Genomic DNA, 13,035 nt, shown 5'->3' with positions numbered 1-13,035 from the left:
CCACCTCCCCCCGGAACACCGCACACCCATCCAGCAACCCCACCGCCATCCCCGCCCACTGCGACCCCTGACCCGGAAACACGAACACCGGACGCGCCCCCCCCCCCCCCCCCCCCCCCCCCCCCCCCCCCCCCCCCCCCCCCCCCCCCCCCCCCCCCCCCCCCCCCCGCGGCCCCCCGCGGCCGGACCTACAGGCGCGGGTCCACCGGCTCCGACTCCAGCGCCAGGACCGCGAAGACCGGCTCGTGGACCCGCCACAGCGGCTCGCCCTCGGCCAGCCGGGAGAGCGCCTCCAGCCCCAGGGCGTACTCGCGCAGGGCCAGCGAGCGCTTGCGGCCCAGGAAGCGGTGACGCAGTTCCGCGAGGCTCTCGGTGTAGTCGGGGCCGTAGACGATCCGCAGGTACTCCCGGCCGCGCACCTTGATCCCGGGCTGCGTCCGGCTCCCCTCCGGGGCGTCCAGCGGCTTGACCACCATGCCCTCGCCGCCCGCGGCGGTCAGCTCCGACCACCAGGCGGTGGCCGCCTCCCGGGAGGAGTCCGAGGCGAGGTCGGCGAACACGTGCCGGGTGGGCGCGATCAGCGGGTCGGTGAGCCGCGAGAGCGTCTCCAGGTGCCAGGTGTGCGGCTCCAGGGCGGTGACGCGGCCCTCGCAGGCCAGGATCTGGAACGGCGCCAGCCGCAGGCCGTCCAGTCCGTCCACTTCCCAGCAGTATCGCGCATAGGCGTCCCGGAATCGGGCAGCGTTATCCAGGCGGCGACGGGTGCGGTCCAACAGATCGCCCACATCCAACCCGCGCCCGGCCGCCGCCTCCAGCGCGGCGACCGCCTCGGGCAGCGCCGCGCGTGCCGCGGCACCCACCGACGCGTACTGACCGCGGATCAGCCCCTCGGCCTTCGCCGACCAGGGCAGCAGCTCCGCGTCGAGCACCAGCCAGTCGGTGCCCAGCTCGTCCATGAGCGGCTCGCACGCCCGCCGGAGCCGGTCCACCAGCCCGGCGGTGTCCTTGAAGAAGGACCGGCCGGTGCGGGTGTGCACGACCCCGGCGCTCCCGTCGGAGACCCCGAACCGCGCCGCGGCCACCTCGGCGTTCCTGGCGAGCACGGCGACCGCCCGCGACCCCATGTGCTTCTCCTGGCAGACGACGCGGGTGACCCCGGCCGCGGCGAACTCCGCGAACGCCTCCGCCGGGTGCTCCAGGCAGCCGTCCAGGGAGGAGGTCTCCGGCGGCGCCATCGTCGGCGGCAGGTAGACCAGCCAGCGCGGATCGACCGCGAACCGGCTCATGATCTCCAGCGCCGCGGCGGCGTTCTCCTCCCGGACCTTGATACGGCCTCCGCCGTGGCGCACCTCGACGTGCATGGGGCCCCGGACGTCGGCGGCGGCGAGCGCGCCCCGGTCGCGGTGGCCGGCGTCGCGGTGGCCGGGGGCGGCCAGCGGCCGGACCGGCTCGTACCACGTCCTCCCGGCCGGCACCGAGACGAGTTCCTTCTCGGGGTAGCGCAGCGCGGTGAGCCGGCCGCCGAACACGACCCCTGTGTCCAGGCAGATCGTGTTGTTGACCCACTCGGCCTCGGGGACGGGGGTGTGGCCGTAGACGACCATGGCCCGGCCCCGGTACTCCCGCGCCCACGGGTAGCGCACGGGCAGGCCGTACTCGTCGGTCTCGCCGGTGGTGTCTCCGTACAGCGCGAAGGAGCGCACCCGTCCCGAGGCGCGGCCGTGGTAGGCCTCCTTCAGCCCGGCGTGCGCGACGACGAGCCGGCCGCCGTCGAGCCGGTAGTGGCTGATCAGCCCCTTCATGAAGTCCAGCGCGGCGGCGCGGAACTCCTCCGGCTCGGCCGCGAGCTGCTCCAGCGACTCCGCGAGGCCGTGGGCGACCCTGACCTTGCGGCCGTCGAGGGCACGGGCCAGCTTCTGCTCGTGGTTGCCCGACACGCACAGGGCCGTGCCGGCGGCGACCATGCCCATGACCAGCCGGAGCACGCCCGGCGTGTCCGGCCCGCGGTCGACCAGGTCGCCGAGGAAGATCGCCGTCCGCCCCTCGGGGTGGGTCGCCCCGGCGCCGTCGGGACGGATCTCCCAGCCGAGGTCGCGCAGCAGCGCCTCCAGCTCGGCGCGGCAGCCGTGCACGTCGCCGATGAGGTCGAACGGGCCGGTCAGCTCCCGCCGGTCGGTCCACGCCCGCTCGGTGACGATCGTGGCGGCCTCGATCTCCTCGGCCCCGCGCAGCACGTGGACCCGGCGGAACCCCTCGCGGGAGAGACCCCGCAGCGACCGGCGCAGGTCCTTGGCCTGCCGCCTGATCACGTGGGACCCGAAGTCCCGGTCGGGCCTGGTCTCGTTGCGCCCGGCGGCGACCGCCTCCGGCACGTCCAGGACGATCGCGTCGGCGAGCACGTCGTGGGCCTTGGCGAGCGCGATGAGACTCCCGCGCGCCTCCCGCTGGACGTTCGTGGCGTCCACGACCGTCAGCAGACCGCGCCGCAGGCGGGTGCCGACGATGTGGTGCAGCAGGTCGAAGGCGTCGGCGCTGGCGCCCTGGTCGTTCTCGTCGTCGGACACCAGGCCGCGGCAGAAGTCGGAGGAGACGACCTGGGTGGGTGCGAACCGGCGGCGGGCGAAGGTCGACTTGCCGCTGCCGGAGATCCCGACGAGCACGACCAGCGACATCTCCGGCAGGGAGATCTCGGTGCCTACGGCGCTCCCGGTGATCCGGGTGTTCTCGGTGGTCTCCGTGGTCCCGGGCGTCCCGGTGGTCTCCGCGGCCACGGTGGGCTCGGAGACCATGATGGCCTCGGTGACCTCGGTGACCTCGGTGCTCTCTGTGCTCTCTGTGGACTCGGCCATCCCGGTCACTCCCCTTCCCGCGCCGTCTCGTCCGCCCGTTCCGGCGGGCCCGCCGGATCCGCCGGCGCCGTTCCCTCCGCGTGCGCCGCCCCGTCTCCCTCCGCGGCCCCGTCCACCCGGGTGAGCACCGCCAGCTGGGTGGGCGGACCCACCTCGGGGTCGTCCTCACCGACCGGCCGGAACCCCGCCCGGTAGCCGTTGCGCTCGCCCACCGCCAGCGCCCACGCCCGGAACTCGTCGCGGGTCCACTCGAAGCGGTGGTCGGGGTGGCGCATGCCGTCGAGGAACTCGTAGCGGACGTTGTACTCGGCGTTCGGCGTCGTCACGATCACGTGCCGGGGACGGGCCGCGCCGAAGACCACGTGCTCCAGCGCGTCCAGACGGGACGGGTCCACGTGCTCGACGACCTCCATGAGCACCGCCGCGTCGTATCCGGCGAACCGGTCGTCGGTGTAGGTCAGCGCCCCCTGGAACAGCTCCAGCCGCTCCCTGCGCCGCTCCGGCATCCGGTCGAGCCAGAGCCGCCTGGCGGCGACGGTCAGGGCCTGCGTCGAGACGTCCGTACCGGCGACCCTGGTGAAGGCGGGCCGCTCCAGCAGCGCGCCGACGAGCTGCCCCGATCCGCAGCCCAGGTCGATGACCGTACGGGCGCCCAGCTCCTCCAGCACGCCGATCACCGCCTCCCGGCGCAGGACGTTCAGCGGGCGCCGGGACGACGCGTCCGGTACGGTCTCCTCCCCGGACGTGCCGGACGTCTCCGGCACGCCGGCCCCGTCGCGTACGGCGGGCACGCCCGGGTCCGCTCCGGGTGCGGAGACAGGGGCGGTCCCGGCGTCGGAGCCGATGGGCTCCGCGAGGTCGACGGGGTCGCCGAGGTCACCGGGGTCCTCTTCGACGGGCGGCTCCAGCTCCTCCGCCACGTCGTCGCCCAGCTCGGCCAGGCGGGCGAAGGCCGCCCGCTCCAGCGACCGGCGGCGGCCCAGGTAGCGGCGGGTGATCAGGTTCCGGTCAGGGTGGGCCGCCAGCCAGGACTCCCCCGCCCGGATGAGCTTGTCGACCTCGTCGGAGGCGACCCAGTAGTGCTTCGAGTCGTCCAGCACCGGCAGCAGCACGTAGAGCTGGTTGAGGGCGTCGGCCAGGCGCAGCTCGCCGCGTAGCGTCAGCCGGACGTAGCGGGAGTCGCCCCACCGGGGGAACCGCTCGTCCAGCGGCACGGCGCGCGCCTCGACCGTCCAGCCGAGCGGCTCGAAGAACCGGCGGGCCGCCTCCGCCCCGCCCCGGCAGGGCAGGGCGGGCAGCGTGATCTCCAGCGGGAGCGGCCGGGCGGCCAGCTCGGGGCGGGCGGCACAGCGTCCGGCGCGGGCGGTGCGGAACACGTCCCCCAGGGCCACGGCCAGCAGCGACGACGCCGCGTAGGGCCGGTCGTTGACGTACTGACCCAGGGCGTAGTCGGGCGTGGACCGGCCGCGCGAGCGGACCAGGCGGACCGGGTCGACGTCCAGCATGAGCGCGGCCGTGCAGCGCTCCTCGTCCGCCTCCGGGTAGAAGACGCGGGCCACGCCGTACGACTGGCCGAACTCCTGGACCCGGCCGGGGTGCTTGTGCAGCAGGAACCCGAGGTCCGTCGCGGGCCGGGCGGTGGTGGAGATCGTGATCAGCACCCGCGACAGTCTGCCTCATACCCGGCGATCCGGACCATGGATTAACCGGCCCCGGCACCGGGCGGCCGGCCCCGCACGGCGGCCGCGCGGGGCCGTCCGGGGCGGGGCGGGGCGGGGCGAAAGGTGCGGGGCTCGGCGAAAGGTGCGGCGGCCGTGCGGGGGCCGGGCAGGCGGGAGACGAGGCGGTCAGACCCGCGGGAGCACCTCGGCGGCGATGAGCTCCAGGTGGTCTAGGTCCGACAGGTCCATGACCTGCAGATAGAGGTGCTCGGCGCCCAGCTCGGCGAACCTGCCGATCTTCTCGATCACCTCGGAGGGGGTGCCCGCCAGTCCGTTGGCGCGCAGTGCGGCGAGGTCGTGCCCGGCTGCCCGTGCCCGCCGCGCGACCTCGGCCTCGTCGGCCCCGACCGCCACGGTCTGCGCGGCCGACAACACGATCGACTCCCGGCCGGCGGCCTCGCACGCCTTCCTGACCCGGTCGAACGCCAGCTCGGTGTCATCGAGATCGTGGAACGGCAGGTTGTACTCGTCGGCGAACCGCGCGGCGAGCCGCGGGGTCCGCGTGGCGCCGAACCCGCCGATGATGATCGGCGGCCCCGGGCGCTGCGCCGGCTTGGGCAGGGCCGGGGAGTCGGCCAGCCGGTAGTGGGCGCCCTCGAAGGAGAAGGTCTCGCCGGGGGGCGTGGACCACAGCCCTGTGATGATCTCCAGCTGCTCCTCGAACCGGCCGAACCGCTCGCCGACCGGCGGGAACGGGATGCCGTAGGCGGTGTGCTCGGCGTCGAACCAGCCCGTCCCCAGCCCCAGCTCGACCCGGCCGCCGCTCATCTGGTCCACCTGGGCGACGCTGATCGCCAGCGGGCCGGGCAGCCGGAAGGTGGCGGGGCTGACCAGGGTGCCGAGCCGGATCGTGGAGGTGTCCCGGGCCAGGCCGGCGAGCATCACCCAGGCGTCGCTGGAGCCCGGCCCGTGGTCGCCCTCGGTGATCCGCAGATAGTGGTCCGACCGGAAGAAGGCGTCGAACCCGAGCCGCTCCGCCGTCCGCGCGACCGTCAGCAGTTCCTCGTAGGTGGCGCCCTGCTGCGGTTCAGTGAAGATCCTCAACTTCATGTCCCCCATTATCCGGGCACACCGGACGGCATCCGCAGAAAGTCCGCCCCGCGCGGCGGGTCCTTGCTAGCGTTCGAGCTTTGAAAGCACCGGGTGGCGGACCCGGTGCGCAGAGCGACCATCGGGCGGCATCGAGGAGGGGGACCCCATGCCGGTCACGACAGACCGCTCCGCCGGCCGTGGCCCCGGCGGGCCGGTCGGGCCGGGCACCCTGCCCCGGCCGCTGACCGCGCTGGCGTCGGCCGCGCTCCTGGCCGGGACCGGCGTCGCGGTGTGGCTGCTGCCGTCCGGGCCGGTGAACCGGCCCTGGGCGGGCGGTCCCGGCCCGGACGGCCCGGCCCGCGGCGGGGCCTCGTCCCGCCCGGTCCCCTCCGGCCCGCCCTCCCCCGCCTCGTCCGGGCCGGACTCTCCCCCGCGCCCGGGACCCGGAGCGGCCCGGACGGAGCCGTCGACCGGCCGTCCGTCCGGCTTCGTGCCCTTCGCCGACGTCGCCCGCGGCCCGTCCCTCGCCCCGTACGGCATGACCGGGCGTGAGCGCGCCCGGTGGGTCGTCCTCGGTCACCTGGTGGCCGCCGGCGACGGCTGCGCCACCGGGTGGGCGGGCCTTCCCGGGCGGGCCGGCGGGATCGCCGCCCGCCTCGGCCCGCTGCGCGCGGCCGGCGGCGAGGTGGGCGTCGTCTTCGGCGGTCCCGCGGGTCGCGAGCCGGCCGCCGCCTGCGCCGACCCGGGCCGGCTCGCCGCCGCCTACCGCCGGGCGGTCGGCGCGCTCGGGGCCTCCTACGCCGCCTTCGAGCCGTCCGGCTCTTCCGGCTTGAACGGCCCGGACGGCCCGGAGACCGTGCTGCGCCGCGCCCGGGCGATCGCGGTCCTCCAGCGCGAGGCGGCCGCGCGCGGCCGTCCCCTCACGGTGGGCTTCGCGCTGGAGGCCACCGTGGCGGGTCTGGCCCCGGGTGACCGGGCGATGCTCAGGTCCACCCGGCTGGCCGGGGTGGAGATCGGCGCCGTCGACCTCCTGGTCCCGCTCGACCGCGCCCCCACCGGGCGCGCCCGTCTGGGCGCGGTCGCCGCGGCGGTCCGGGCGGCCCAGCCGCAGGTCGCGCGGGCCCTCGGCCGTCCGACCTCCTGGGACCGGATCGCCCTGTCGCCGGTCCTGACCGGCCCGCGGGGGCTCACCGCCGCCGAGACCCGCACGCTGACCGGCTTCACCGTCCGCAACGGCCTGGCCTGGCTGTCGGTCCGGGAGCCCGCCCCCGGCCCCGGCGGCGCCCGCCTCCTGGCCGGCGGCCCCGACCGGGCGAGGTGAGGCTCACTTCCTCAGCATCACGTACAGACCCAGGACGACGCCCCCGGCCACCAGCAGGAAGCACAGAGCGGCGCCTGCCCGCCCGGCCGGACGTCCGGTGGCCAGGCCCACCAGGGCGAGCGAGAAGACCGACACCAGCCCCGCGCCCGCCACCAGGGCGAACACGACGACCTTCCACAGGGTGTCCAGGCCGAAATAGTCGTTCACGACACGGTCTCCGGGGTGCGGGCGGGGGTGATGCCGCCCCGCCAGTCGTCGTTGACGTTGCCGGCGTGCACCGGGCGGCGCCGCGAGGCGGCGTAGAGCGCGCCGCCCAGCAGCAACGCGACGGCGAAGACGACCGCCACGCCGGTGGCTCCACCGATCCGCGTGGCCGCGAACCACGACAGCGCGCCGACCACGGCCGCGGCGGGCAGGGTGACCAGCCAGGCGGCGAGCATCGTGCCCGCGAGACCCCAGCGGACCTCGGCCAGCCGTTTGCCCAGTCCGGAGCCGATGACCGAGCCGGTGCACACATGCGTGGTCGACAGGGGGAAACCGAAGTGGGAGGAGACGAAGATGACGGCGGCCGAGGAGCCCTCGGCCGCGAACCCCTGCGGTGTCTCGATCTCGGTCAGGCCCTTGCCGAGGGTACGGATGACCCGCCAGCCGCCGAGATAGGTGCCGAGGGCGATCGCGACGGCGCACGCCGCGACGACCCAGAACGGTGTGGCCGCGTTCACGGCGAGGGTGCCGTTGGCGATCATCGCCAGGGTGATGACGCCCATGGTCTTCTGCGCGTCGTTGGTGCCGTGCGCGAGGGAGACCAGGGAGGCCGAGCCGATCTGGCCGTACCGGTACCAACGTCCGCGCAGCTCTTCCGGCACGTTGCGGGTCAGCCTGTACACCAGGCAGGTGCCGACGGTGGCCACCAGGATCGCGGTCAGCGGGGCGAGCACCGCGGGGACGAGCACCTTCGACACGACCTCGGCAACCTTGATCGCCGAGGTGCCGGCCGCGATCAGGGTGGCACCGACCACGCCACCGATCAGGGCGTGCGAGGAACTGGAGGGGATGCCGTAGTACCAGGTCAGGAGGTTCCAGGCGAACCCGCCGACCAGCCCGGCGAAGACCACGGTGAGGGTGATGGCACCGCTCTCGACGATACCGGTGGCGATCGTGGCGGCGACCTTCAGCGACAGGAAGGCGCCGACGAAGTTGAGGACGGCGGACAACGCCACCGCCGCTTTGGGCGGCAGCGCGCCGGTGGCGATCGAGGTCGCCATGGCGTTGGCGGTGTCGTGGAACCCGTTGGTGAAGTCGAATGACAGCGCCGTGGCGACGACGACGGCGAGGAGCACGGTATTGGCGTCCATGCACCGCCTCTGACCCTGAGGGCCCGCGCCAATCCGGCGCGGCGAAGAAATTCACCCGCCGTTCTCCGGGAAGCGGCGACGGGCGGCGGTGGCCTCGGCCTCGCCGAGGAGGGCGATCCACAAGGGAGTGCACGTCTCACCGTGTTCTCGCGCCCCTACCTGGCGGGGGGAGCCGGTGCAGAGGGGTGGTCGGTTCGGTTCACGGCCGAGTCTGCCCGGCGGACGGTGCGGGGCCGGTGGAGAGGACGTGGTCGACGGCGGCGTTGAGGGTCTCGGTCTCGGCGATGAGGACGGATTCGCGGGTGGGCAGGGCGCGTTCGACCGAGAGCCCGTTGAGGACGGTGAGAAGGAACCTGACGTTGCGGGTGTGGTCTCCCGGGGGCAGTGCGCCTTCCTCGGCGAGCACCTGCAGCCAGTGTTCGACCCGGCGCTCCGCCGCCCGCTCATGGCCGAGGTATGCGGCGCGTACCGGTTCGGTCGGCGTGGGTTCGATGAAGGCTCGATACATCGCGCCCCATGCGGCTCGCGCGTCCTCGTTGGTGCCGAGCGGTGCGAGGACCTGCCGCAGGCAGTTCAGAAGCCGTTCGCGGGGCGGCAGTGTCCGGTCCCGGATCGGGTCGTCGGGCAGCAGGTCTTCGTAGATCCGCGCGAGCAGGCTGTCCTGCAGGGCGCGCTGGGTGGGGAAGTGGAACCTCAGCGAGCCGGTGCTCACCCCCGCACGCGCGGCGACCGCTCGCACGCTCAGCTTCGCCGCCACATCCTCGGCGATCATCTCTGCAGCGGCCCGGAGGATCTTCTCGCGTGTTTCCATGCCCCGCGCTCCTTCGCTTCTTCCAGCCCCCTCAGCCTACTAGCACGCCGTACTAGTACAGTGTGCTAGCGTCTTCACCAACACGCTGTACTAGTGCCGTTGCGGCCGATGCGCGCAGGAGGGGCGGAGCATGATGTGGAAGCAGTGGGCGGCATCGAAGCGCCTCAAGCCGGGAGACGGCAGGGAACTGCAGCCGTTCCGCTGGTGGCAACTCCCCCTGCGCTCCCTGTTCTGGCTACGACTCCCCGGCGCCGGCGGGCACGCCCGCCTGCACGCCGTCGACGTACGGCACTGGGCGCGGTTGGACGACAGCAAGGTCCGGGCGCATCTGTTCCTGGACGGCAGGCACGTGGCCGAGTCGAAACTGCCCGCGGTCTTCCCTGTCGACGGGGGCGTCATCGAGGTGGCGATGAGCAACTACGGCATAAGGCGCTGCCACTACCGCCCCTCGGGCGGACAGCCGCGTCAGCTCACGCCCGACCCGGCCTCGGCGGAGGGGCGGCGGGCGCGCTTCGGCGCCCGCCATCCGGGACTGAGCCGGGCGATCGGCATCGGATCGGTTTTGCTGCTCCTCATCGGTGTGGGCCTGAACCTGTTACAGCTCGCTGAACCCCTCTCTCACATTCCTCCCGTCATGCAACGGGTCGGAACGTTCGAATCACCGATACACCTGCCGATCTGGCTGAACCTCGTTCTGGGGGGCGGGGCCGTCCTGGCGAGCATGGAGCGCGCGCTCCGCCTGCGGTACTCCTCCCTGCTCGACGCGGCCGGTCACTGACCCCCCGAAGTCTCTGCTCGACACGGCCGGCCACTGACCCCCCCGAAGCGAGGAAGGCACGACCACGTCGGCCCTCTCCGGCCGGCCCCTTGCGCGGCCGGCATGGCCCGGCCGCATGGAATGACACGAGCACGGCGAAAGGAAGATCATCATGATTCGGTCGAGGCCAAGGCCCGCCGCCTGGTACGGGGCGGCGTTCGCCGCAACCCTCATGGTCCTGACCGGGTGCTCGTCTGGCGCCTCGGGGCCGCGCAGCACGTCCGCAGCGGGCGCACCGGCCTCCGTCGTCCCGTCCCCGGACCGGCTCACATGGAGCACGTGCGGGAAGAACCTCGAATGCGCCACGATCAAGGTGCCGCAGGAATACACCGAGCCTCATGGCGCGCAGATCCCGCTCGCGGTCATGCGGCACCGGGCCACCGATCCCGGCCACCGCATCGGCAGCCTGTTCTTCAACCCGGGCGGGCCCGGGGTCCCCGCCACCGAAACGCTGCGTAATCTACCCAGAACAGCCGGCACTCCCGGCGCCTTCTCACCCGCGGTGCTCGCCAGATTCGACATCATCGCGATGGACCCGCGCGGCGTCGGCGGATCGCAGGCCGTTCGCTGCCTGACCGACAAGCAGCGAGCCGACGCCGCCGGAACCGCCTTCGACCCGGCCGTCCCCGGGGGCAGACCCCTGCCGCGGCTGCTGACCGATGCCGCCGCGTTCACCGGCGGCTGCGCCAGACACCAGAGCAAGAAATTCCTGGCAGGCATGTCCAGCGACAACGTGGCCCGCGACATCGACCGGGTTCGCTCCGCGCTCGGCGAGCGCGAGATCACGTATTACGGCTTGTCCTACGGCACCGTGGTCGGCCCGATGTACGCCACCCTGTTCCCTCACCGCGTCCGCCAGATGGTGCTCGACGCACCCATCGACACCAACCTGTGGTTCGGCGACTCCCTCACCTTCCTCAATGAGGTCGCCGTGGCGAGCGAACGGACGCTCAACGCCTGGTTCGAGACCTGCCGCACCGAAGGGACCGCGGTGTGCCCGTTCGGAGCGGGAGACCCGCAGGCGGCGTTCGACACACTGATCGGCAGACTGGAAGCGAAGCCGCTGAAGATCGCACCCGTCAGGGGCGCCACCCCGGGCGGTGAACTCGACGGCGCCATGGCTCTTGAGGCCACCCGAGCCCTGGCCGGCGACCAGCACACCTGGCCGTTGCTGACCTCGGCGCTGCTGGCCGCGCAGGACGGCAACGGCGCACCCCTGTACACCCTGTGGAGCGCCGTCACGGTATCCCCCTTCCCTGTCCCCACCGAGATGTTCGAAGCCCACACCGCGGTACGCTGCGCCGACTGGCGGACCCCGGCCGGCGTCGCCGCCCACAAGGCCGCGGCCGCCAAGGCCGTCACCGAGGCGAAGCGGATCGGGACCCGGGCCGCCTACTCCGCCCTGAACTGCGCTCGGTGGCCCGCGCCGAACAAGGACCGCGTCACCAGGCCGCTCACAGGCACCGGTACGCCGCCGGCACTGGTGGTCGCGGGCCGGCTGGACCCCGTCACCCCCCACCATTGGGCCGAGAACATGACCCGGACTCTGGACTCCGCGGTCCTGCTCACGCGCGAAGGAGTCGGACACGGCTCCTACGGCGCCAACTCGTGTGTCAACAGCGCGGTCGACGCCGCCCTCATCAACGGCGCCCACCCCGCCGACGGCGCCGTATGCAAGACGGACAAGCCCGCCACCACCCGCCCTCTCGTCTTCCCGAACCGCTGAGTCACAACCGGTCTTCACCCGCGTACGCACGGCATGACCGTCGGGCGAGTGAAGGCGGAGGTCGCCGCCATCCGTCGGGCGGCCGGAGACCTCGCTCAGCCGCGCTTTCCGGCGGGTTTGAGGATGGCGACGCACTCCACGTGGTGGGTCATCGGGAAGGCGTCGAAGGCGCGCAGGTCCGCGAGGGTGTAGTGGTGGTCGGCGAACCAGGCGAGGTCGCGGGCGAGGGTGGCCGGGTCGCAGGAGACGTAGACGACGCGACTCGCGTCGAGGCCCGCCACACGCCGGACGACGTCGCGGCCGAGGCCGGCCCGGGGCGGGTCGACGACGACGACGTCGGCGCTCTCGATGCCGAACCGGTCGAGGGCGTCCTCCACACGGCCTCGGGCGAACCGGGCCTGGGACAGGTCGCGGAGGTTGCGCTGAGCGTCGCGCACGGCGGCGGCGTCGGACTCGACGCCGAACACGGCGCCCTCCTCGCCGACCGCCTCGGCGAGCGCGGCGGCGAAGAGGCCGACCCCGCAGTAGAGGTCCAGGGCCGACTCCCCCGGCCGCGGGGCGGCGAACTCCATGACCGCGTCCCGCAGCGCGGCGGCGGCGCCGGGGTGGATCTGCCAGAATCCGCTACCGGTGACCTGGAAGTCCCGGTCGCCGACCCGTTCGACGACGTGGCCGCGGCCGTGGACCGCGCGGGTGCGGCCCTTGCCCTCGTCGACGAGGACGGCGACGCTCCGGTCGAGGTCGGGCACGGCCACCGTACGGCGCGGCCGAGGGGTGATCACCACGGCCTGGTCGCCGGTGCCGGAGGCGATGACCTCCACCGCGGCGGCGTTGCGCCAGTTCATCACCTCGACGCCGACGTTCTCCACCTCGGGGTGGGCGATCAGGCAGAGGTCCACCGGCTGGACGTCGTGGGAGCGGTGGCGGCGCAGGCCCGGGACGCCGTCGCGGTCGACGGCGAACTGCACGCGGGTGCGCCAGCCGAGCCCGTCGGGGGCGCCGGGGACCTCCTCGACGACGCCTTTCCACTCGATCCCGGCCAGGCGGCGCAGCTGCTCGGCGACGACCTCGGTCTTGAGGAGGCGCTGGGCATCGAGGGAGGCGTGCTGCCAGTCGCAGCCGCCGCAGAGGCCGGGCCCGGCGAAGGGGCACGGCGGGGTCACCCGGTCGGGCGACGGCTGGAGGATCTCCACCGCGTCGGCGCGCAGGAACCGGGTGGTCTCCTCGGTCACCTCGGCCATGACGCGCTCGCCGGGCAGGGCGTGGCGGACGAAGACCACCCGGCCGTCATGGCGGGCGACGCACCAGCCGCCGTGCGCGACGGGCCCCACCGTCAGTTCGATCGCCATGGTCCGTTAGCCCCCAAAGAATCCTTGTCGAGCCTCCCCGCGGTCCGGAGCGCA

General features: G+C 73.8%; 10 protein-coding genes. 3 read left to right on the top strand and 7 right to left on the bottom strand.

Going from position 1 to position 13,035, the window contains the following annotated elements; genetic code table 11:
• Positions 1 to 188: 188 nt before the first annotated feature.
• The 3 genes from ACZ6W9_RS26495 to ACZ6W9_RS26485 form a co-directional block, all read right to left on the bottom strand.
• Entirely contained in the window at positions 189 to 2,849 is a 2,661-nt protein-coding gene (locus ACZ6W9_RS26495; protein WP_470120182.1) for a polynucleotide kinase-phosphatase, read from the bottom strand.
• A gap of 5 nt (positions 2,850 to 2,854) precedes the next feature.
• A complete protein-coding gene (locus tag ACZ6W9_RS26490) occupies positions 2,855 to 4,510 on the bottom strand; it encodes a 3' terminal RNA ribose 2'-O-methyltransferase Hen1 (RefSeq protein WP_470120181.1) in 1,656 nt (551 codons plus the stop codon).
• Positions 4,511 to 4,696: 186 nt separating this feature from the next.
• Positions 4,697 to 5,620: an LLM class F420-dependent oxidoreductase gene (locus tag ACZ6W9_RS26485; RefSeq protein ID WP_389960434.1), complete on the bottom strand. Its 924-nt coding sequence runs from the start codon at positions 5,618 to 5,620 to the stop codon at positions 4,697 to 4,699.
• A gap of 148 nt (positions 5,621 to 5,768) precedes the next feature.
• Between ACZ6W9_RS26485 and ACZ6W9_RS26480 the strand changes: the two genes are divergently transcribed.
• Positions 5,769 to 6,923, top strand: coding sequence for a glycoside hydrolase family 18 protein (locus tag ACZ6W9_RS26480; protein WP_389960432.1), 1,155 nt, complete (start codon positions 5,769 to 5,771; stop codon positions 6,921 to 6,923).
• 3 nt (positions 6,924 to 6,926) lie between these two features.
• Here ACZ6W9_RS26480 and ACZ6W9_RS26475 read toward each other — a convergent pair whose 3' ends face one another.
• The 3 genes from ACZ6W9_RS26475 to ACZ6W9_RS26465 all read right to left on the bottom strand — a co-directional run bounded on the left by ACZ6W9_RS26475 (position 6,927) and on the right by ACZ6W9_RS26465 (position 9,089).
• Positions 6,927 to 7,130, bottom strand: a complete 204-nt coding sequence (locus ACZ6W9_RS26475) for a hypothetical protein (RefSeq protein ID WP_389960430.1) — start codon at positions 7,128 to 7,130, stop codon at positions 6,927 to 6,929.
• Positions 7,127 to 8,278, bottom strand: a complete 1,152-nt coding sequence (locus ACZ6W9_RS26470) for an inorganic phosphate transporter (protein WP_470120178.1) — start codon at positions 8,276 to 8,278, stop codon at positions 7,127 to 7,129. The genes ACZ6W9_RS26475 and ACZ6W9_RS26470 overlap by 4 nt, the downstream gene beginning before the upstream one ends.
• A gap of 199 nt (positions 8,279 to 8,477) precedes the next feature.
• Positions 8,478 to 9,089, bottom strand: coding sequence for a TetR/AcrR family transcriptional regulator (locus ACZ6W9_RS26465; protein WP_389960426.1), 612 nt, complete (start codon positions 9,087 to 9,089; stop codon positions 8,478 to 8,480).
• A 130-nt stretch (positions 9,090 to 9,219) separates the two neighbouring features.
• On the opposite strand from ACZ6W9_RS26465, the gene ACZ6W9_RS26460 reads away from it, so the two are divergent.
• On the top strand, positions 9,220 to 9,867 hold the full coding sequence (locus ACZ6W9_RS26460) for a hypothetical protein (protein WP_389960424.1): 648 nt from the start codon (positions 9,220 to 9,222) through the stop codon (positions 9,865 to 9,867).
• A gap of 151 nt (positions 9,868 to 10,018) precedes the next feature.
• On the top strand, positions 10,019 to 11,632 hold the full coding sequence (locus ACZ6W9_RS26455) for an alpha/beta hydrolase (RefSeq protein WP_470120175.1): 1,614 nt from the start codon (positions 10,019 to 10,021) through the stop codon (positions 11,630 to 11,632).
• Between the two features lie 95 nt (positions 11,633 to 11,727).
• Here the strand turns inward: ACZ6W9_RS26455 and ACZ6W9_RS26450 are convergent, their stop codons facing one another.
• Positions 11,728 to 12,981 carry a class I SAM-dependent RNA methyltransferase gene (locus ACZ6W9_RS26450; protein ID WP_389960420.1) on the bottom strand — a complete coding sequence of 418 codons (1,254 nt, stop codon included), beginning with the start codon at positions 12,979 to 12,981 and terminating at the stop codon, positions 11,728 to 11,730.
• Positions 12,982 to 13,035 lie beyond the last annotated feature (54 nt).

It is taken from the genome of Streptosporangium sp. NPDC053982 (genome assembly GCF_055585205.1).
The sequence above is the reverse complement of the archived record's forward strand: the minus strand, read 5'-3'. Positions and strand labels throughout refer to the sequence as shown.

Excerpts from the sequence above, each read along its gene's own strand:
- ACZ6W9_RS26495 (WP_470120182.1), bottom strand. The coding sequence starts at position 2,849 with ATGGCCGAGTCCACAGAGAGCACAGAGAGCACCGAGGTCACCGAGGTC.
- ACZ6W9_RS26485 (WP_389960434.1), bottom strand. The coding sequence starts at position 5,620 with ATGAAGTTGAGGATCTTCACTGAACCGCAGCAGGGCGCCACCTACGAG.
- ACZ6W9_RS26480 (WP_389960432.1), top strand. The coding sequence starts at position 5,769 with ATGCCGGTCACGACAGACCGCTCCGCCGGCCGTGGCCCCGGCGGGCCG.
- ACZ6W9_RS26470 (WP_470120178.1), bottom strand. The coding sequence starts at position 8,278 with ATGGACGCCAATACCGTGCTCCTCGCCGTCGTCGTCGCCACGGCGCTG.
- ACZ6W9_RS26465 (WP_389960426.1), bottom strand. The coding sequence starts at position 9,089 with ATGGAAACACGCGAGAAGATCCTCCGGGCCGCTGCAGAGATGATCGCC.
- ACZ6W9_RS26460 (WP_389960424.1), top strand. The coding sequence starts at position 9,220 with ATGATGTGGAAGCAGTGGGCGGCATCGAAGCGCCTCAAGCCGGGAGAC.
- ACZ6W9_RS26455 (WP_470120175.1), top strand. The coding sequence starts at position 10,019 with ATGATTCGGTCGAGGCCAAGGCCCGCCGCCTGGTACGGGGCGGCGTTC.
- ACZ6W9_RS26450 (WP_389960420.1), bottom strand. The coding sequence starts at position 12,981 with ATGGCGATCGAACTGACGGTGGGGCCCGTCGCGCACGGCGGCTGGTGC.